Raw genomic sequence first — 19,039 nt, forward strand, 5'->3', positions numbered from 1 at the left:
TGGTCGAATACCGGGACGCGGCTCTACAAAGCCGCCATTCGAACGTCGGTGCCCGTCCGTAGGCTGACCATGTTTTCAGCCAGAACAAGCCCGCACCCCGAGGAGCATCACGTGGACTCTGCCCTTCCCACGATCCAGCACTGGATCGACGGCGCCTGCTCGACCTCGACGCCCGCGCGCACCTCGCCGGTCTTCAACCCCGCACTTGGCGTCGCCACCAAGCAGGTCGCGCTCGCCGAGCAGGCGGAGATCGACGCGGCGGTAGCGGCGGCGAAGGCGGCGTTCCCTGCGTGGTCGAACGCCTCCGTCGCGAAGCGCCAAGGGGTGCTGTTCCGCTTCCGTGAGCTGTTGAACGAGCGGAAGCTCGAGCTCGCGCGCATCATCACCTCCGAGCACGGGAAGGTCGTCTCCGACGCCGCTGGCGAGATCCAGCGGGGCCTCGAGGTCGTGGAGCTCGCGACCGGGTTCCCCCACATCATGAAGGGCGACTTCACCGAGAACGCCTCGACCGGCGTCGACGTGTTCTCCATCAAGCAGGCCCTCGGCGTGGTCGGCATCATCAGCCCGTTCAACTTCCCCGCCATGGTCCCGATGTGGTTCTTCCCCATCGCGATCGCGGTCGGCAACACCGTCGTCCTCAAGCCGAGCGAGAAGGACCCCTCCGCAGCGATCTGGCTCGCGGAACTCTGGAAGGAAGCGGGCCTGCCCGACGGCGTCTTCAACGTCCTGCACGGCGACAAGCAGGCCGTCGACGGCCTCCTCAACCACGACGACGTCGCCGCGATCAGCTTCGTCGGCTCGACCCCCATCGCGCAGTACATCTACGAGACCGCCTCCAAGAACGGCAAGCGGGTGCAGGCCCTCGGCGGCGCGAAGAACCACATGCTCGTGCTCCCCGACGCCGACCTCGACCTCGTCGCCGACCAGGCCATCAACGCCGGCTACGGGTCCGCGGGCGAGCGCTGCATGGCCATCAGCATCGTCCTCGCGATCGAACCCGTCGCGGACCAGCTCATCGAGAAGGTGAAGGAGCGCATCACGAAGCTCCGCATCGGTGACGGCACCCCCACCGACACGCACGCCGAGCCCGACATGGGCCCCATCGTCTCGGAAGTGCACCGCGACAAGATCGCCTCCTACATCCAGATCGCCCACGACGACGGCGCCGACGTGCTCGTCGACGGGCGCGAGATCAGCGCAGAAGGCGCCGAGGGCGGGTTCTGGCTCGGCCCGACCCTCATCGACAACCTCCCCACCACCAGCCGCGCCTACACGGAAGAGATCTTCGGCCCCGTCCTGGGCATCGTGCGCGTGAAGAGCTTCGAGGAAGGCGTGGAGCTCATCAACACCGGCCAGTTCGGCAACGGCACCGCGATCTTCACCAACGACGGCGGCGCCGCCCGCCGCTTCCAGAACGAGATCCAGGTCGGCATGATCGGCATCAACGTGCCCATCCCCGTCCCCGTCGCCTACTACTCCTTCGGCGGTTGGAAAGACTCCGCGTTCGGCGACTCCAAGGCCTACGGCCTCCAGGGCTTCCACTTCTACACCCGCGAGAAAGCCGTCACCAGCCGCTGGCTCGACCCCGCCAAGCACGGCGGCATCAACCTCGGCTTCCCCGAAAACGACTAGGAGGCGGAGGAGGCGGGGCGCCCGCCCCGTGGGCGCCCTGTGTCCGCTTCGCGCCCGCCCCGTGTCCGCTTCCCCGCGCCGGAGTTGTGGCGAGATGCGCTTCGGTACCGCGGCAGCAGCATCAGGCCACAACGCTGTCGCGGACAGGCGAGACGTGCAGGTGCCGCGCGGAGACACGAGGGAGGATGCACACGTGCGAATCCTCCTCAAGCTCAAGCTCGACTGCCCAACCGAACTGCTCGCCGACGCCCTCCAGCGGCCGGAAGCCTTCCGCGCAGTGGCGGGCCCACTCGCGGAAGTGCGCTCGCTCGAACCCGGCGGCTTCCCCGAACGCTGGTCACCCGAGCGCCCGCACCGCGTCGAGATCCGCCTGCTCGGCGTGGTTCCGCTCGGCACGCAGATCATCGACGGCCAGTACCGCGACCTGGGAGACGGGATGCACGAGCTCCGCGACCGCGGGTACCCGGAGTCGGGACTCATGGCCGTCATGACGACGTTCGAGCACACGATGGTCGTCTCGCCGCTGCCCGGCGGTCGCACGCTCTACCGCGACCAGCTCAAGCTGGGTGCTGGCCTCCTGACCCCGTTCGTGTGGTTCGGGATGTGGACCTTCTGGCAGAAGCGCGCCCTCAGCATGCGGCAGCTCGCAGACCGGCTCCGGAACGGGCAGTAGCCGCCGCGCTGAGTCAGGCGTCGTCGAGGAGGCGCATCGCCGACCACACCTCGGCCCGCCCCGCGAAGGACTGCAGGTCGATGCCGAGGAGCTGCTCTGCCGTGGTCACGCGGCTGCGAAGCGTGTGCCGGTGGATGCCGAGTGACTTCGCGACCGGGTCCCACGCGCAGTTCCCCTCCGTCCAGGCGGCGAGCGTGTCGAGCAGCAGGCGGCCCTGCTCCCCATGCTCGAGCAGGGGCTGCAGGACGCGGCGCGCGGTGACTCGGCCGTCGGCCGCCTCGAGCGCGCCGAGCATCCCCGTCGTGGCGAGGTCCTCGAACCGCACGGACGGCCGGTTCGGCGTGCTGCGCTCCGCGGCCTTGCGCGCCTCCGCGAGCAGTCGCGGCAGCTCGGGCCAGTCGCCGGGCGCGGAGGCGCCGGCCGAGAAGCCAGCCTCTGTGAGCGCCTCGAGCAGTGCCGCGCCCCCTCGTGCTGGCACGATCGCCACGAGGTCGTGGTCCCGTGCGGCGAAGAAGATCGGCTCGGGACCGGACCCCGCGAGCCGCTCGAGCCGGTCGAGCAGCGCCTGCCCGGGTTCGCCGCCCCGCGCCTGCATGACCCGGATCGGAGCCGCGGGGAGCTTGCCCCACACCGTCTCGGCAGTGCGCGTCGCCACCTCCATCTCGCCGGCGAGGAGCAGCTCGAGGAGGCCGACGCGCAGGTGCCCGCGGGCCGCATCCAGCTCCCGATTCTGCTCGAGCGCGATCGACGCGTGACCGATCGCGCTCGCGACGAGGTCGTTGCCCGCCAGATCAAGCGGGGCTCGCCCGCCGACCGCGAGCACCCCGCGGAGCTGGCCGTGCTGGCCGACGGTCTGCAGGGTCACGTCACCGCTCTCGCCGTGCAGGTGCGCCCCCGAGCGACCGCCGCGCGCGAGGAGGCTCTGCACCATCCGCTCGATCTCAGGGGCTTCGTTCTCCGGCACCCGGATGCGCGTCTGCGCGTCCACGCGGAGCCCCGTCGAGTCGTAGAGCGCCACCCAGCTCTCCAGCTGCCGTTCGAGCTCGACGAGGATCGCGCCGAGACCGCCGGGCCTGAGGGCGGCCCTCGCGAGCTTGCGCTGCGCCTGCAGCGACCATTCGAGCCGTGCTCGCTGCTCAAGGGCGCGCTGGTCCGCGAGGTAGCGGATGATGCCGATGAACGGGGTGCGTTCGGCGACCTCGACGAGCGTCAGGCCGTGGCGCTCGCAGGCGGCGACGAGGTCAGCGGGCACCTCCGCGTGGATGACCTCGGTCGCGAAGCCGAGCGCCGCGATGTCGGCCGCCCGCAGTCGGGCGACATAGGCGTCGAAGACGTCCTCGCTGGCGAGCGCTTGGAATCGAACGGTCGCGGTCGCGGAGACCGGCGAGCGCAGTCCGTTCGCGGCGCTCTGCGGCTGCGCTCCGGGGCCCGGCACCTCGGACACCGCGAACTGCATGCCATCGGTGAGCAGGAGCTGGCCGGCTTCGAGCCACGGTGTCGGGTCGCCGAGGTCGGAGCTGTGCGCCCACACGAGCTCGCGGTCCAGTGCGCTCGCGTCCGCGGCGTGCAGCACCCGCAGCTTGAACTCGGTCTCCTCCACGAGCTCGCGCAGCGTGACACTCACGCCAGCCCCCTGGGCGCGGAACCATGCTGACGCTTTTGTCGAGTCATGGCACCCATTCTCACCGATTTGACCACGAACGCGACGCATTCCGGGCCGCAGAGTGGAGACATGACCGCTCCCACCCTCAGCCCCCACCTCAGCAACACGGACGTTCGCGAGCGCGACCTCGCCTCGGTGTTCCACTCCTGGTCAGCTCAGGGGAAGATCTCGCCGCTGCCCATCGCCCGCGGCGAAGGCGCGAGACTGTGGGACTTCGACGGCAACGAGTACCTCGATTTCTCGAGCCAGCTCGTGAACGTCACGATCGGCTACCAGCACCCGAAGGTCATCGCGGCCATCCAGGAGCAGGCCGCGAAGCTCGTGACGATCGCCCCGGCGCACGCCAACGAGACCAGGGCGAAGGCGGCGGAGCTGATCCTGTCGCACGCCCCAGAGAGCTTCTCGAAGGTGTTCTTCACGAACGGCGGTGCGGATGCGGTCGAGAACGCGACTCGCATGGCCCGCCTCTCGACGGGGCGCGACAAGGTCGTGTCCCTGTACCGCAGCTACCACGGCAACACGGGAGCCGCGATCGTCGCGACCGGCGACTGGCGACGCATCCCCAACGAGTACGCGCGCGGCCACGTGCACGCCTTCGGCCCGTACCTGTACCGCTCGGAATTCTGGGCCGAGACGCCCGAGCAGGAGAGCGCACGGGCACTTCGACACCTCGAGCGCGTCGTCCAGGCGGAGGGCCCCGCGTCCGTCGCGGCCATCCTCATCGAGAGCATCCCCGGAACCGCTGGCGTGCTCGTGCCGCCGCCCGGGTACCTTGCCGGCGTGCGGGAGATCTGCGACCGCTACGGCGTCCTGCTCATCCTCGACGAGGTCATGGCCGGGTTCGGGCGGACCGGCGAGTGGTTCGCGTTCGATGCCTACGATGTCCGTCCCGACCTCATCACCTTCGCGAAGGGCGTCAACTCGGGCTACGTGCCGGTCGGCGGGGTCATCATCTCCGAGGAGATCGCCGCGCGCTTCGACGAGGAGGTCTTCCCAGGCGGGCTCACGTACTCGGGGCATCCACTGGCCGCCGCATCCATCGTCGCGACCCTCGAGACCATGGAGGAGGAGGGCATCGTCGAGAACGCGGCCCGCCTCGGACGCGAGGTCATCGGCCCCGAACTGCACGAGCTTGCCGCACGTCACGACGTCGTCGGCGAGGTGCGCGGCAAGGGTGTCTTCTGGGCGGTCGAGCTGGTCAGCGACCCGCTGACGCGCGCCCCGCTCGCCGCGGCCGACATGGCGACCATCAAATCGCAGCTCGTGGCCCGCGGCCTGCTGCCGTTCGTCGCCGACAACCGCATCCACGTCGTGCCACCCGCCGTCATCACCGACGCCGATGCGCTCCGCGGCATTGCCATCATCGACGAGGTGCTCGCCGGATTCTGAGCGCTGGGCCTCGGCGCCGCCGCGCTCCTGCACGACTGGACTGCTGCGGCAATGGGTGTCGCCGCGAACGGAATCGCGTTTCCTGTCCAACTTCCGTGACGATTCGGCACCGGCGGACCGCCGGGGCGTCAGCGCAAGCACGGCGTCACGGAAGTTGGACAGCCGCGGCTTCGCGCCGCAGGGAACGCCCGCGGCCGAGGGCCTACTTGTCCTCTGGCGGCGGAATCAGCGCCATGAGCGCAGTGAGGCCGCCGATCACGAGGCCCGTCTTGGTGTGCGCGGCCGTCACCCCGCCGTTGGCGCGACGCTCGCCGAAGCGGTAGATCCACCGCTCGCCGGCGACAGCGGCGAGGATCGCCCCGGCTCCAGCAGCCGTGGCGAGCCCGCCGAGGGCGACCCGGCTCGCCGGAGAGAGCGAGATCCAGAACTGGGAGAAGCTCTGCGGCTTCCCGTCTGCACCGTCTTCACCGTTCGGTCGCTCGCCCGACGCCGGGTGTGGCGCATCAGCCTGCTCGCCTGGGCCGCCGATGAGCTCGCCCGGTGCCTGCGCCGCCGGCTGCACGAGCAGGTCGGTGTCTTCGGCGCGGCCGCGCTTGCCGATCTTCAGCTCGTCGTACTCCGACGCCGCGAGCCCGCCGACGCCGAGGGCCAGCATCGTCTTCGCGACTCCGCGACCAGCCCTCGACGAGATCACGTCAGGGGTGGCGTAGTAGAGGGCGGTCAGCGCGCCCTGTCCCGCTGCCAGGATCGCGCGCTTGCGGAGGTCGGTTCTCGGAGAAGTCATGCCCCCATTGTCCCGACTCGGTCTGATCAGAGCCTCAGCGGCGAACCGCAGCGCGGCTAGGCCGCGCCTCCACCTGCGGCCATGCGCATGAGGTCGGAGTTCAGCTCGATGCCGAGCTCGGTTCCGCCTGCGCTGCCGAGCTCGTGCTGGTAGCCGCCCCAGTTGTCGCCGCGGATCGTCTGCTCGACGCCAGCCTCCATCAGGGCGAGGAGCTCGACGGATGCGCGCTCGATGCGGGACCCGAGGCCCGCATCCTGCCAGTCCTCGGTTGAGGCGAAGAGCGACGTGGGCGCGGTCATGGTGCGCAGGTACGCGAACATCGACCGCATCTGCTCGTCCACGACAAGCGCGTGACGCGCAGTGCCGGCGGTTGCGGCGAGCACGACGGGCTTGGCGATGAGGAGGTCGTTGTCGAGGGTCTGGAAGAACGACGTGAAGAGTCCGCTCGGCCCGGCCTTGTAGACGGGGGCGGCCGCGATGATGCCGTCGGCGTCGCGGAGCGCCGCGATGGCGCGCTCGAACTGGGGGCCGAAGCTCTGCGAGCCGAGGGCTGCTGGCAGTTCGGGGAGGAGCATCCGCAGATCGATGTGCGTCGATACAACGTCACGGCCTCGTGTCGCCGCGAGCTTGGAGACGCCACGCTCGATGCGGTCTGCGAGCAGCTTCGTCGACGACGGGTCGCTGATACCGGCGTTGACGACGGCGACGCGGTAGGCGCCTTGTGCGTTGGTCATGGAAGTCCTTCCGAACGGGTTGGAGCTGAGGAGAGAGCGAAAAGCAGAGGCGAGGAGCCGAACGGATGCGCGGGGCCGGTCGAATGGGCCGGCCCCGCGCACTCGCTTCGCGGTCGCTAGGCGACGAGCGCGGTGTCCTGGTAGGGCGAGGAGCCGGTGACGTTGTCGCCGCGGTTCTCGTTGGGGCGCGGTTGGCGCGGCGCGGCGTCGCCGTACTTCGCGAGGACAAGCGACTCGTGCGTGGGCGCGTCTGGGACCTCGGCGGGGCGGAGCGCCTCGAGCTCGCGGCGCAGCACTGGAACCACTTCGGAGCCGAGGAGCTCGAGCTGGTCGAGCACCATGCCGAGCGGCAGGCCGGCGTGGTCCATGAGGAACAGCTGGCGCTGGTAGTCGCCGAAGTGCTCGCGGAACGTCAGGGTCTTGTCGATGACCTCCTGCGGGCTGCCGACCGAGAGCGGGGTCTGCTGCATGAAGTCCTCCATCCGCGGCCCGTGGCCGTAGACGGGTGCCTCGTTGAAGTAGGGGCGGAACTGGTCCTTCGCATCCTGCGAGTTCTTGGCGATGAACGCCTGCCCGCCGAGGCCGACGATCGCCTGCGATGCCTTGCCGTGGCCGTAGTGCTCGTAGCGCTGGCGGTAGAAGTCGATGAGGCGCATGTAGTGCTCCTTCGGCCAGAAGATGTTGTTCGCGAAGAACCCGTCGCCGTAGAAGGCGGCCTGCTCGGCGATCTCCGGGGTGCGGATGGAGCCGTGCCACACGAACGGTGCCACGTCGTCGAGGGGGCGGGGCGTCGAGGTGAAGCCCTGCAGGGGGGTGCGGAACTTGCCTTCCCAGTCGACGACGTCCTCGCGCCAGAGGCGGTGGAGCAGATTGTAGTTCTCGAGGGCGAGGGGCAGGCCGGAGCGGATGTCCTTGCCGAACCACGGGTAGACGGGGGCGGTGTTGCCGCGGCCGAGCATGAGGTCCATGCGGCCCTTGGAGAGGTGCTGCAGCATCGCGTATTCCTCGGCGATGCGCACGGGGTCGTTGGTCGTGATGAGGGTCGTCGACGTGGAGACGCGCAGCGTCTTCGTGAGTGCCGCGATGTGCGAGAGGAGCACGGCGGGCGAGGAGGAGAAGAAGGGCGGGTTGTGGTGCTCGCCGATGGCGAAGACGTCGAGGCCGACCTCTTCGGTCTTCTGGGCGATCTTGACGATCGCGTCGATGCGCTCGGCCTCGCTCGGCGTCTCGCCGGTGACCGGGTTGCGTGTGATGTCGCTGACGGAGAAGATTCCGAACTGCATGTTCAGCCCTTTCGTTGTGGATGCACGGGCCGGGTCGGTCCTGGTTCTGGATTCCCAACTCCATGCATATGCATACAACGTAGCGCGTTCGGATCTATTCCCGCGTGCTCGACTCCACTGGCAGCACACCTTCGCCGGGAGCAGCGACAGGGGCGGCGACGGCGGTTCGAGCCCGCATCCCGGGCACGCGCCCCTGGCTCGCGAGCACCCCCACCACAACGATCAGACCGCCGAGCGGCTGGTTCCAGTGCACCGACTCCCCCAGCACCACGACCCCCAGGATGACGCCGACAACTGGCGAGAGATAGGTGACGGTGGATGCGCGGGCCGGGCCCCAGTCACGCAGGATGCGGTTGTACCAGATGTAGGCGAGTCCGGTCCCGAGCACGCCGAGCCCCGCGACGGCCAGGAGCACCGGCAGGTCGATCGCGACCTCGCCCCGCGCGGTGAGGGGCGCGAGGAGCCACACGATGACGGCGGCCAGGCCGATCTGGACGGTCGACAGGGTGATCGTGTCGTATCCCGAGCTCGTGAGGAACCGGCGCATGTAGAGCCCGGCGAATCCGTAGGAGATGGTGGCGCCGAGGCAGGCGAGCTGGGCTGGCAGCAGCTCGGGTACCTGGCCCGTGCCGATGAGCTGCCAGGGAGCCGCGAGCACGACGACCCCGCTCAGGCCGACCACGAGGCCAACGACCTGCGTGCGCGTGAGCCGCTCGCCGACGAGCACAAGCGGCATGAGCAGGAGCGTCATGATGGGTGTCGTCGCGTTGTAGATGCTCGAGAGGCTGCTCGGCATGTACTGCCCAGCCCAGGCGAAGAGCGAATAGGGCACAACCGCGAGCGCGAGGGACACGACGAGCATGTGCACCCAGATCTTCCGCCCCCTGGGCCAGCGTCGCCGAGTGACCAGCATGATCGCGACGAGTGCCGCGGCCCCCAGCGTGAGGCGTCCCAACACGAGCTGCGCTGGACTGAGCCCCTCGAGCCCGACTTTCATGAAGAGGAAGCTCGCACCCCAGACGAGGGAGAGGACGACAAAGGCGGCGACGGTGCCGCGGGTGTTGCCGGTAGGTCTCATGGGACTTATTGTTGGCGGCACCCCCACATGAGGCAAATGCATCTGCTTCATCCCCACATGAGGAGACCTCATGAGCGTCACCATCGCCCAGCTCCGTGCGCTGGTCACGGTCGTGGATCGCGCGTCCTTCACCGTTGCCGCCACCGAGCTGGGGGTCAGTCAGTCGGCGATCTCGCACTCCGTGACGGGCCTCGAGAAGGCTGTCGGCGGCCGGGTCCTGCGCCGCGACGGCGGGATCACCCTCACCGCGCTCGGCCTCGGCGTGATCGAGCACGCCCGAGCCGCACTGGCCTCCGTCTCAGCGCTGGAGAGCGCCGTGCGCCGCGACGAGACCCTGTCCGGCACCGTCCGACTCGGGGCGGTCGCGACGGTCTGCCAGGGACTGGTCCCTGACCTGCTGGCCCTGTGGTCCGCGCGGCTGCCCAACATCGCCGTGTCGATCTACGAGGGCGACGACGAGGAGATGCCCGAGTGGCTCGAAGCGGGACTCGTGGACGCTGCGGTCCTCGTCGAGCCATCCCCCGCGCCGCCAGGCGGGCTCCTCGTCGCCACGGACGAGTTCGCCGCGCTCGTGCCTGCCGACCACCCGCTCGCGCAGCAGGACTCGATCCCGCTCGACGAGCTCGACGACGACGGCCTCATCGTGTCGACGGGCGGATGCGAGACGCACGTCAGGAAGATGCACGACGAGCTCGGGCTCCCCTACGTCTTCTCGCACCGCGTCCGCGAGATGAGCACGATGTTCCGCATGGTGCAGCAGGGCATGGGTGTCGCCGTCATCCCGTCCCTGGGGCGCGGGATGCTCCCGGACGACCTCGTGATGCGCCCGCTCACGGCACGCAGGCCGCGGCAGCTCGTGCTGTCCGGGCCCAACACTCGCCCATGGCACCCGCTTGTGGGGGCACTCGTCGATGCGACTGGCGTCGACTTCGCGAGCACGGTGAAGGTCGAGCTCTGATGGCCCCTCAGGCCTCGGAGGGTTCGGCTCCTTCGAGGTACGCGACGATCGCGTCCACGATCTCGACTGGCGTGCCCGCGACGGGAACCACGACCCCCGCCTCCCAGGGCGCGAGCGGTTCGAGCACCTCGAACTGACTGTCGAGCAGCGTCGTTGGCATGAACTCGTGCTGTCGCGTTGCGAGGCGTGAGGCGACGAGGTCGCGCTGGCCTGACAGGTGGATGAAGCGCAGCTCTGGCACGCTCGAGCGCAGCAGCTCCCGATACCAGCGCTTGAGCGCCGAGCAGGCGACGATCGTCACGCGCCCTTCGGCGGCGTTGGCGGCGATCGTCGCGCCGATGACCTTGAGCCAGGGCACACGGTCTTCGTCGTCGAGGGGGTTCCCTGCCGCCATCTTGGCCTTGTTGGCGGGCGGGTGCAGGTCGTCGCTGTCGATGAAGGTCACGTCGAGTCGCGTTGCCAGTGCCGAGCCGATCGTGGTCTTGCCCGTGCCCTGCACCCCCATGACGACCATGGGCGGATGCGCAGGAGCGGGACGCGCGGCGCCTTCGGCGGCCTCCGCAGCGCTCACGACGCGGCCCCGTCCACGCGAGCGTCGGCGTCGGCGAACGAGAGCAGCACCTTCGACGATCTGGAGGCGTCGCCTGCGACGGCAAACGCCTCGAGCGCCTGCTCGACCGAGAACTCGTGCGTGAGCACTGCATCCACGACCAGTGAGCCGTCGGCGAGCGCGCCGATCACGGCGTCGATCTCGTCGGTGAAGCGGAACGAGCCGACGAGGGTCAGCTCGCGAGTGATCGCGAGCGACAGCAGGGCGGGGACCTCACCGCTGCGCTGCAGACCGAGCAGGACGACGCGGCCCGCGCGACCGGCGCCACGGATGGCACTGGCGAGCCCCGGCACCGTGCCAGACGACTCGATGACGACGTCGGCGTGCACGGCGGCGATCGCCGCCGCATCGCGCGCGTCGATGACGCGATTCGCCCCGAGCTCGGTGGCGACGGCGAGCGGCAGCTCGTGGAGGTCGCTCGCGATGATCTCGGCGGCGCCGTGGTGCTTCATCACGGCGACGACAAGCGCACCGATCGGGCCGGCGCCGATGACGAGCACCCGCTTGCCTCGCACGTCTCCAGCCTGCCCGACTCCATGCCAGGCGACGGAGGCCGGCTCGGCGAGTGATGCCAGCTTGAGGTCGAGGCCCGCTGGCAGCGCGCGGAGCATGCGTGCTGGCAGGGCGACTCGACGCGCGAATGCCCCCTGGGTGTGCGGGATGCGCGCGGCGGAGCCCAGATAGGTGCCGGCAGGAGAGAGGTTCGGTCGCTCGGCCGGGTAGGGCGTCACGCCATCGTCACCCTGCGTGGCGGGGTGGACGGCGACTCGCTGGCCGACCCGAGGGCCGCTCCCGTCAGCCGCTGCCTCGAGCACGGTGCCGACGATCTCGTGGCCGAGGAGGAGCGGGTCGCGCAGGATCGACTCCCCCGCGGCCCCGTGCATCCAGTAGTGCAGATCCGATCCGCACACGCCGCCATACGCGATCGCGACGACGGCCTGATCCGGGGTCGGCTCCGGTTCCGGCAGCGCATCGAGCCGCAGGTCGTCCTTGCCGTGGGCGACGACTCCGAGGTTCTCCTGGGTCACTTGCGATCTCCTTGCACGTCGAATGGTTCGTGAGTCAGACGCACGGCGTCACCAGCGGCACGCCCGCGACGGTGATCTCGATGAGGTCCCCGGGTTCGGCTGCGAACCCCGACTTCGGGGCGCCCGTCATGATGATGTCGCCGGGGCCGAGCGGCACCCAGCTCGTGACGTAGGCGACGCACTCGGCGATGCCCGCTGGCAGCTCCTGGCTTCCGGTGAGCACCTTCCGCTCGCCGTTGATGCGCACCTCGAGCTCGGCGGCGGCGAAGTCCGCTCCTGTCTCGATCCAGGGGCCGAGCGGCGTGTAGCCGACGCCGCCCTTGCCCTCGAAGTTCCGGGGGTCGATGCTGCCCCGGTCTGGGTTCGAGATGTCGTTCACGGCGGTGAGACCGAGGATCACGGTGTGCGCGTCCTCCGCAGACACGTCGACCGCGCCACGGCCGATGACGACGCACACCTCGCCCTCGATGACGACCTTGCCGACGCCTCGGCGCAGCGCCACCGGGGTTCCGCTCGGCACGACCGTGCGGGGGCTCTTCAGCCAGGCCTGCACCGGAGAGGGATGCTCTGGGCCGTTCTGCGCGATCCCGACGACGATGCGCGGCTCGCTCGGAGCGAGCAGCGTCGCATCCGCGACACCCCCGCCTTTGCGCGTCGGCTCGACGCCGCGTGCGAACGCCTCGTAGGGGTCGCTGCAGGGCACCCACGAGTCGCCATCGGCGAACGCGTGCGTGACGGTGCCGTCACTGGTCTGGATCCTGGAGATTCGCATCACACAACCGCCGTCATTCCGCCATCGACATAGATCGTCTGGCCGTTCACGAACGCCGAAGCGTCACTGGAGAGGAACACGAGCGTGCCGACGAGCTCGTCGACCTGCCCCCAGCGCCCGGCGGGCGTCCTCTGGGCCACCCAGGCCGAGAACTGGGCGTCGTCGACGAGCGCCTTCGTGAGCTCGGTCGCGAAGTAGCCGGGTGCAAGCGCGTTCACGGTGATCCCCGCCGGCGCGAGGTCGGCGCAGAGCCCCTTCGTGAGCATCACGATGGCGCCCTTCGTCGCACTGTACGGCGCGATCGAGGGGCGGGCGATCTGCGACTGCACGCTCCCGATGTTCACGATCTTGCCGGTGCCGCGCTCGAGCATGCCGCGAGCCACGCGGCGCGAGAGCAGGAACGCGCTCGTGAGGTTCGTGGCCAGCAGCTCATGCCAGTCGGAGTCGGTGAACTCGGCGATGGGGGCGCGCCGCTGGATGCCCGCGTTGTTGACGAGGATGTCGACCGTTCCGATGCTCGCCTCGAGTTCGCCGATGCCGGCATCCACGGCTGACGCATCCGTCACGTCGAAGGTCGAGACGATCGGCTCGGCCGTCGTTCCCTCGAGGCCGAGGGCCTCGGCGATGGACGCCGCCGCGCGCTCGGCTTTCGCCCGGTCCCGTCCGTGCACCACGACCCTGGCCCCCGCGGCGGCGAGACCGCCCGCGAGTGCCCGGCCGATGCCCTGGCTCGACCCCGTGACGAGGGCTGTCCGACCCGTGAGGTCGAACGCCTTCAGCCCGGCGGGGAGGCTCACGACTTGGCCCCCACCGCGGCGGATGCGCTGCTCGCAGTGCCTGCGGCAGGTGCGGCCTCGTAGATGTCCTGCAGGTCGATGAGGCCGGTGTCCTCCTCATCGGTGGAGACGCGAATGGCGTCTTCCTTGCGGAGCAGGTCGCGGCCCTTCGTCTCTGGAACGAGGAACGTCGCTGCAGTGGTGATCGCGGCGAGCGTCGCGAGGTAGAGCCCCATGACCACCCAGTTGCCGCCGGTGAGCGTGAGCAGCCACGTGCCGACCACGCCGGCCAGGCCGCCGGCGAGCACGGCAGAGAGCTCTCGGGCCATGGCCACGCCGAGGTAGCGGTGCTTGTTGCCGAACAGCTCAGGGAGCATGGCGCACTGCGGCCCGAGCATCGAGTTGACGGCCACACCGATACCGACGGCGATGACGGCGATCGTGAGGGGTCCGTTGCCGAGCGAGAGCATCCACCATGCGGGGAATGCGAAGAGCAGCATGAAGACGGCGCCGAACCGGTAGACGGCGCGGCGGCCGAGCTTGTCGGAGAGGTGCCCGGAGAGCGGCACCGAGAAAATGCCGATGAGCGAGCCGATCGTGACACCCCAGGTCGCGATGCCGCGGTCGACGGGGTTCGCGATGAACGTGCCGGCGACGAACGCGAGCGACACGTTCTGGAAGATGTACGAGCCGCCGTTCTCGGCCATGCGCAGGCCGATGCCCGTGATGACGCCCGGCATGCCGCGGGTGAAGATCTCACGGATCGGGTGGTCGGCGACCTGGTCGCTCTTCTCGAGCTCGACGAACGTCGGGGTCTCACGGAGGCGCATGCGGATGAACAGTGCGACGAGGATGAGGGCGAACGACCCGAGGAACGGGATCCGCCAGCCCCACGACAGGAACGCCTCATCCGGCATGAGCGTCAGCAGGCTGAAGACCACGGCGGCGAGGAGCGTGCCGGCCTGGATGCCGACGAACGGGAGCGCGGAGAAGAACCCGCGGCGCTTCACGGGCGCGTACTCGGCCATGAGCACCGTGGCACCGGCCTGCTCGGCGCCGGCACCGAAGCCCTGCGCGAGTCGGAGGAGCACGAGCAGCGCTGGGGCCCACAGCCCGATCGTCTCGTAGGTGGGGAGGAGGCCGATGGCGGTGGATGCGCCGCCCATGAGCACGATCGTGATGACAAGCACGCCCTTGCGGCCGAGGCGGTCACCCATCGTGCCGAAGAAGAGCCCGCCGAAGGGTCGGGCGACGAAGCCGACGCCGTAGATGGCGAAGGCCCCGATGACGGCGACGGCCGGGTCGCTCTGGTCGAAGAAGAGCTTGTTGAAGACGAGCGCGGTCATGAGGCCGTAGAGCGCGAAGTCGAAGTACTCGAGGGCGGAGCCGATGCTCGAGGCCAACGTCGCGCGGCGCAGGTTGTCTGCGTACTCCGGGTCGTCGGTCGGCACTGGAGGCCGGGTGTTCTCAGTCACGAAACATCTCCTTTGATGTGCGGTGCACCGAGGCCGTGGTGAACCCGTCGGTGCATGCTTGCTGACCACAAGCTAACACTCCAGTGGACGACGTTCAACACTTTGAACGCACGAGATGTTGCCGAGGCCTGAGCTACCGCCCTGCCAGCGGGTTCGTGAGCTCCCGCGCAGCCTCGATGAGCGCCGCACCGACGCGAGCGACGTGCTCAGCATCCGCGAGCTCCGTCGGCAGAGCCGCCCCGAGCGCAAACGGGGGATCACTCGGCGACCAGGAGGCGAGCGGCACCGCGACGCCCGTCACTCCCCCGACCGAGCCGTTCGAGTCGATCGAGTAGCCGCGCTCCCGAGCGACGGCGAGGCAGTCGAGCAGCTCCCTCGTCGTCCCGATGCTCTGCGGCGTCAGCTTCGGGAAGGAGGCGGAGGCGCCGACGAGCTCCACGACCTCCTCGTCGTCGAGACGCATGAGCAGCGCACGACCCGAGGCCGTGAGCGCCGCCGGCAGGCGCGAACCCAGCGGCGTGCCCAGCTGGTAGCGCCGTCGACCCTCGTGACGAGCGAGGTAGACCGTGTCCGGGCCGTCCAGCATGACCACCTGCACGAGCTCGCTGCGAAGCACGGGAGACGCATCGCATACCCCGAAGAACTCTCTGATCTGGTTGAACTGCTGCGCGAACGCGCCGCCGAGCTCGGCCGTGCGCCTGCCCAGCTGGTACCCCTGCGGCACACGCTGCAGCATCCGCCCGTCTTCGAGCACGGCGACCAGATTGGCGGTCGACGATTTCGCGATACCGAGCGCCCTGGCGATATCGCTCAGCGTCATGGGCGCGCCATCAGCGTCGGCCAGCAGCGACAGGATGCGCAGCGAGCGCGTCACCGCCGGCGCGAGGTCGCGCTCCGGCGCGTCCTGCGCGCCCGCCTTCGTTGATGCATCCGCAGCTTCTGGCACGGTGCCGCTCCTCGCCTCGTCACGCCTGCCGGCCCGTTGACGTCGCAACGGGCCCACAGGTGGGAAATCAGTAGAACTCGACGATATCGACAACGTTCTTGAGCGGCTCACCGTCGAGGAGCCGGCGCGCGTTCTCGGCGAAGAGCTTCGCGATCCGGGGCTCCTCCGCGCTCGAGAGCGCGGCCGTGTGCGGGCTGACGAGCACGTTCGGGTGCGCCCAGAGCGGGCTCTCGGCTGGCAGCGGCTCCACCTCGAAGACGTCGAGGGCCGCGAACCCGACGCGGCCGTCGTCGAGGGCCGCGAGAAGCGCGGATTCGTCGATGACCGTGCCGCGCCCGACGTTGGAGACGATGACACCCGGCTTCACGTTCGCGAAGACCTCCTCACCGAGGAGTCCCGTCGTCGCATCGGTGCCGGGGAGCGTGACGACGATGGCGTCAGCCTCGGACACAGCCGAGGCGAGCTGGTCGATGGGCACGAGCCTGTCGACACCCTCGACGGCCTCGCCACTGCGCGTCGTGCCGAGCACGGTGGCACCGAGGGCCGAGAACTTCAGCGCCGCCGCCTTGCCGATGCCGCCGAGGCCCACGATGAGCACGGTCATCTCATCGAGCTGGCGCATCTCCCAGCGGCCCGTCCACTGCCGGGCCGACTGCTGCTGCTGCAGGCGCGGAAGATCCTTCGCCCCGGCGAGCACGCCGAAGAGCGCGAACTCGGCGAGGGTCCCGCCGTGGACTCCGGCACTCGTCGTGAAGACGATTCGCTCGAGCGCATCTTGGCCGAGGCCCGCCGCCTTCACCTGCCCTCCACCGCCCGCCGCCGTCGCATGCACCCAGCGGAGTCGCGGGTTGGCCGCGACCGTGCGCGCGAGGGAGGCGGAGTCGACATCCGGGAGCCCGAAGAGGACGTCGGCCGAGTCGATCAGCTCGTCGAACGCGGCCTGCTGCTCGGGAGTTCGAGTCACGCTCGGATCTCCGGACCAGTCGGCGGGCCCTCGCATAGGCCGGTAGAACGTGTGGTCCCGCACGACTTCGAGTCGAGGCTCGAGGCGCTCGACGAGCTGGCAGAGCTCCTCGCTCAGGTCGACGGCGACGACCGCGCGCAGTTTCTGGGGGCTGTCAGTCATGGGATCCTCTTCGATTCGTGGCGACAGGTGCAGTCTCTCGTGGTGAAGTCTACGTCGATTCAACACTGTGGACACTGTCCCACACAATGATCAGCAGGCTAGGGTGTGCTCATGACCACTGCTGCTCACACTCCTCGCGTCGGCGTACTCGGCCTCGGCGCCATGGGTCTCCCGATGGCCGGCCACCTGCTCGCCGCGCACGGCACCCTCCAGCTCACGGGGCGCCACCCCGACCGGGCAAGCGCCCTCATCGAAGCGGGCGCCACCTGGCACGAGTCGCCACGCGAACTCGCCGCGGCCAGCGACGCGATCCTCGTCATGCTCCCCGACCTCCCAGAGCTCGAGGCCGTGCTCGCCGGGGACGACGGCCTGCTCGCTGGCGCAGGAGAGCTGCTCATCATGGTCGGCTCCACCGTGTCGCCAACCGGGCTCCGCGGGCTCGCGGAGCGCCTCACCATCGAGACCGAGGGCCGCGTTCGCGTCATCGACTCCCCTGTCTCCGGAGGCGAAGATGGCGCGAAGGCTGGCACGCTCTCGATCATGCTCGGCGGAGGTGACGACGAGGTCGCGACGGCCACGAGCATCCTGAATGCCTGCGGACGCCCCGTGCATCTCGGGCCGCTCGGCGCCGGCGAGGTCGCGAAGGCCTGCAACCAGATGATCGTGTCGTCCACGATCCTGGCACTCGGCGAGGCGAGCGTGCTCGCCGAGCGCAGCGGCATCGATCTCGCCGTGCTCTGGGACCTGCTCGGCGGCGGCTACGCCGGATCCAGGCTGCTCGAGAGCAGGCGCGAGAAGCTCGTCACGGGAGACGACTCCCCCTCCGGCGTCGCCAAGTACATGGTGAAGGACCTCACCTTCGCAGCCGACGTCGCCGACGCGACCGGCACGCATCCAGTGCTGCTCCCCACCCTGCGGGCCGCCTTCGACGAACTCGTGGATGCTGGCCTGGGCGAGCGGGACATCGCCGTCACCAGACGCTTCGTCGCGGAACGCTCCGAGAACTAGACCGCGAGCGACGTCCGCGGCGCGAGGAACTGGATGTCCTCGCGAGGAACGCGCTGCTTCCCGCCGCGCAGGTACCCGTAGGCGAGCGAGGTGACCACGCCCTCCTCGGCGTTCGGGCCTGCTGAGAACGTGAAGTCGAGGGTGAGCGTCGAGCCGACGGGAATCTCCTGCGTCGTGGTCCACACCTTGCTCGGCGCCGTGGCCCAGTCCTCTTCGTTCAGGAAGCCGGGGCGAGCAGCCCCGTCGATCGCCACCGTGGCGACGTCGAACGCGGTGATGAAGTCGGTCGGCTGGCTCGCGAACGAGTACTCGATGGTCTCGCCGGCAGGGATCGGGTTGGGTCCGGTGGACGTGATCGTGAGCTGCCGCGGGAAGGAGTAGCTGTACTCGCTTCCATCGATCGTGACCGGATGCACTCCCCACACGGTCGAAAGCGTCGCATCCCACGGCTCGATGTCCTCGATCTGGGACGTGTACGTGACGGTGTTGTTGCTCAGGTCCGGGTCTCCGCTGGTGATCACCTCGACCTTCCAGGGGGCGAGGTCGGGGAGCATCTCCGTCAGCGCGCTCGGTTGAGTGGGAAGGACACGGAGCCGGCCCTCCGCCCCAGCCGCGATCGACTCCGGGTGCTCGGCCGACTGGGTCGAGACGTTCCCGACCGTCGTGATCGGTCCCGGAACCGAGCCTTCGGTCCATTCGACTGCCGTCGCCCAGCGGGCGTCCCAGCTCGCGCGCGCCGTGAATCCCGTCGGCGCTGGCGCCGTGCTCAGATTCGTGACGGAGAACATGGTCCCGACCGTGAGCGACTGGAGCTGCAGACCGTCCTCGCTGTACCAGGAGTCGGTGTAGCCAGCTCCGTTCGTGAGCTGGAGGTCTGCGCCGGTCGCGCCACTCGCGGAGGAGGCCGGGGCGGCACTGGCCAGAGCGATGACCGGAAGAGACCAGGCTGCTCCGGTGAGGATGCTGCGGCGGCCAATCTCGCGTCGCTCGCTGTTCGAGGCGCCGGCGGCGTGTGTGGAGGGTGTGGTGCGGGGCATGGCGGGGGTCCAATCTGCGGAAGCCATCGGGGAGGTCGTACGGCTACGGCTCTCGCACCGAGGTGCG

Annotated in this window: 18 protein-coding genes; 5 read left to right on the plus strand and 13 right to left on the minus strand. The window is 69.5% G+C overall.

The window, feature by feature from the left end; translation table 11 throughout:
- The first annotated feature begins 69 nt into the window (after positions 1 to 69).
- Positions 70 to 1,632 carry a CoA-acylating methylmalonate-semialdehyde dehydrogenase gene (locus C5E05_RS17145; RefSeq protein ID WP_104342605.1) on the plus strand — a complete coding sequence of 521 codons (1,563 nt, stop codon included), beginning with the start codon at positions 70 to 72 and terminating at the stop codon, positions 1,630 to 1,632.
- A gap of 193 nt (positions 1,633 to 1,825) precedes the next feature.
- Positions 1,826 to 2,305: a hypothetical protein gene (locus C5E05_RS17150; RefSeq protein ID WP_146081158.1), complete on the plus strand. Its 480-nt coding sequence runs from the start codon at positions 1,826 to 1,828 to the stop codon at positions 2,303 to 2,305.
- Between the two features lie 13 nt (positions 2,306 to 2,318).
- Here the strand turns inward: C5E05_RS17150 and C5E05_RS17155 are convergent, their stop codons facing one another.
- Complete coding sequence (locus C5E05_RS17155) at positions 2,319 to 3,929, minus strand: PucR family transcriptional regulator (RefSeq protein ID WP_104342607.1); 1,611 nt, start codon at positions 3,927 to 3,929, stop codon at positions 2,319 to 2,321.
- Positions 3,930 to 4,037: 108 nt separating this feature from the next.
- On the opposite strand from C5E05_RS17155, the gene C5E05_RS17160 reads away from it, so the two are divergent.
- Entirely contained in the window at positions 4,038 to 5,357 is a 1,320-nt protein-coding gene (locus tag C5E05_RS17160; RefSeq protein ID WP_104342608.1) for an aspartate aminotransferase family protein, read from the plus strand.
- A 202-nt stretch (positions 5,358 to 5,559) separates the two neighbouring features.
- On the opposite strand, the gene C5E05_RS17165 is transcribed toward C5E05_RS17160, so the two are convergent.
- The 4 genes from C5E05_RS17165 to C5E05_RS17180 all read right to left on the minus strand — a co-directional run bounded on the left by C5E05_RS17165 (position 5,560) and on the right by C5E05_RS17180 (position 9,236).
- A complete protein-coding gene (locus C5E05_RS17165; RefSeq protein WP_104342609.1) occupies positions 5,560 to 6,141 on the minus strand; it encodes a hypothetical protein in 582 nt (193 codons plus the stop codon).
- A gap of 56 nt (positions 6,142 to 6,197) precedes the next feature.
- Positions 6,198 to 6,875 (minus strand): CE1759 family FMN reductase, encoded by a 678-nt coding sequence (locus tag C5E05_RS17170; protein WP_104342610.1) that lies wholly within the window; start codon positions 6,873 to 6,875, stop codon positions 6,198 to 6,200.
- A 116-nt stretch (positions 6,876 to 6,991) separates the two neighbouring features.
- Positions 6,992 to 8,158 (minus strand): LLM class flavin-dependent oxidoreductase, encoded by a 1,167-nt coding sequence (locus C5E05_RS17175; RefSeq protein ID WP_104244763.1) that lies wholly within the window; start codon positions 8,156 to 8,158, stop codon positions 6,992 to 6,994.
- A gap of 94 nt (positions 8,159 to 8,252) precedes the next feature.
- Positions 8,253 to 9,236 carry a DMT family transporter gene (locus C5E05_RS17180; RefSeq protein WP_104342611.1) on the minus strand — a complete coding sequence of 328 codons (984 nt, stop codon included), beginning with the start codon at positions 9,234 to 9,236 and terminating at the stop codon, positions 8,253 to 8,255.
- Between the two features lie 70 nt (positions 9,237 to 9,306).
- Here C5E05_RS17180 and C5E05_RS17185 point away from each other — a divergent pair, with 70 nt between their 5' ends.
- A complete protein-coding gene (locus C5E05_RS17185) occupies positions 9,307 to 10,194 on the plus strand; it encodes a LysR family transcriptional regulator (protein WP_104244759.1) in 888 nt (295 codons plus the stop codon).
- A gap of 7 nt (positions 10,195 to 10,201) precedes the next feature.
- On the opposite strand, the gene C5E05_RS17190 is transcribed toward C5E05_RS17185, so the two are convergent.
- The 7 genes from C5E05_RS17190 to C5E05_RS17220 form a co-directional block, all read right to left on the minus strand.
- Entirely contained in the window at positions 10,202 to 10,765 is a 564-nt protein-coding gene (locus C5E05_RS17190) for a gluconokinase (RefSeq protein WP_258064907.1), read from the minus strand.
- Complete coding sequence (locus C5E05_RS17195) at positions 10,762 to 11,832, minus strand: L-idonate 5-dehydrogenase (protein WP_219819574.1); 1,071 nt, start codon at positions 11,830 to 11,832, stop codon at positions 10,762 to 10,764. The genes C5E05_RS17190 and C5E05_RS17195 overlap by 4 nt, the downstream gene beginning before the upstream one ends.
- 34 nt (positions 11,833 to 11,866) lie before the next feature.
- Positions 11,867 to 12,604 (minus strand): fumarylacetoacetate hydrolase family protein, encoded by a 738-nt coding sequence (locus tag C5E05_RS17200; protein ID WP_104342613.1) that lies wholly within the window; start codon positions 12,602 to 12,604, stop codon positions 11,867 to 11,869.
- Positions 12,604 to 13,401, minus strand: a complete 798-nt coding sequence (locus C5E05_RS17205; protein ID WP_258063559.1) for an SDR family oxidoreductase — start codon at positions 13,399 to 13,401, stop codon at positions 12,604 to 12,606. Before C5E05_RS17205 ends, C5E05_RS17200 begins: the two co-directional genes overlap by 1 nt.
- The gene (locus C5E05_RS17210; RefSeq protein ID WP_104305620.1) at positions 13,398 to 14,855 is read right to left on the minus strand and encodes an MFS transporter; all 1,458 of its coding nucleotides are present in this window, start codon (positions 14,853 to 14,855) and stop codon (positions 13,398 to 13,400) included. Before C5E05_RS17210 ends, C5E05_RS17205 begins: the two co-directional genes overlap by 4 nt.
- Positions 14,856 to 14,988: 133 nt before the next feature.
- The gene (locus C5E05_RS17215) at positions 14,989 to 15,801 is read right to left on the minus strand and encodes an IclR family transcriptional regulator (protein WP_258064908.1); all 813 of its coding nucleotides are present in this window, start codon (positions 15,799 to 15,801) and stop codon (positions 14,989 to 14,991) included.
- 67 nt (positions 15,802 to 15,868) lie between these two features.
- Entirely contained in the window at positions 15,869 to 16,927 is a 1,059-nt protein-coding gene (locus C5E05_RS17220; RefSeq protein ID WP_104244749.1) for a D-2-hydroxyacid dehydrogenase, read from the minus strand.
- Between the two features lie 111 nt (positions 16,928 to 17,038).
- Between C5E05_RS17220 and C5E05_RS17225 the strand changes: the two genes are divergently transcribed.
- The gene (locus C5E05_RS17225) at positions 17,039 to 17,935 is read left to right on the plus strand and encodes an NAD(P)-dependent oxidoreductase (RefSeq protein ID WP_104342651.1); all 897 of its coding nucleotides are present in this window, start codon (positions 17,039 to 17,041) and stop codon (positions 17,933 to 17,935) included.
- Here the strand turns inward: C5E05_RS17225 and C5E05_RS17230 are convergent.
- A complete protein-coding gene (locus tag C5E05_RS17230) occupies positions 17,932 to 18,999 on the minus strand; it encodes a hypothetical protein (protein ID WP_146081159.1) in 1,068 nt (355 codons plus the stop codon). The two genes, C5E05_RS17225 and C5E05_RS17230, sit on opposite strands and share 4 nt — an antisense overlap.
- Positions 19,000 to 19,039: the final 40 nt, after the last annotated feature.

Source organism: Pseudoclavibacter sp. AY1H1 (genome assembly GCF_002931055.1).
In the GTDB taxonomy this organism is placed as follows: Bacteria; Actinomycetota; Actinomycetes; order Actinomycetales; family Microbacteriaceae; genus Pseudoclavibacter.

Coding starts and splice junctions, on each gene's coding strand:
- C5E05_RS17230 (WP_146081159.1), bottom strand. CDS start 18,999: ATGGCTTCCGCAGATTGGACCCCCGCCATGCCCCGCACCACACCCTCC.
- C5E05_RS17165 (WP_104342609.1), bottom strand. CDS start 6,141: ATGACTTCTCCGAGAACCGACCTCCGCAAGCGCGCGATCCTGGCAGCG.
- C5E05_RS17170 (WP_104342610.1), bottom strand. CDS start 6,875: ATGACCAACGCACAAGGCGCCTACCGCGTCGCCGTCGTCAACGCCGGT.
- C5E05_RS17185 (WP_104244759.1), top strand. CDS start 9,307: ATGAGCGTCACCATCGCCCAGCTCCGTGCGCTGGTCACGGTCGTGGAT.
- C5E05_RS17145 (WP_104342605.1), top strand. CDS start 70: ATGTTTTCAGCCAGAACAAGCCCGCACCCCGAGGAGCATCACGTGGAC.
- C5E05_RS17180 (WP_104342611.1), bottom strand. CDS start 9,236: ATGAGACCTACCGGCAACACCCGCGGCACCGTCGCCGCCTTTGTCGTC.
- C5E05_RS17220 (WP_104244749.1), bottom strand. CDS start 16,927: ATGACTGACAGCCCCCAGAAACTGCGCGCGGTCGTCGCCGTCGACCTG.
- C5E05_RS17175 (WP_104244763.1), bottom strand. CDS start 8,158: ATGCAGTTCGGAATCTTCTCCGTCAGCGACATCACACGCAACCCGGTC.
- C5E05_RS17200 (WP_104342613.1), bottom strand. CDS start 12,604: ATGCGAATCTCCAGGATCCAGACCAGTGACGGCACCGTCACGCACGCG.
- C5E05_RS17225 (WP_104342651.1), top strand. CDS start 17,039: ATGACCACTGCTGCTCACACTCCTCGCGTCGGCGTACTCGGCCTCGGC.
- C5E05_RS17160 (WP_104342608.1), top strand. CDS start 4,038: ATGACCGCTCCCACCCTCAGCCCCCACCTCAGCAACACGGACGTTCGC.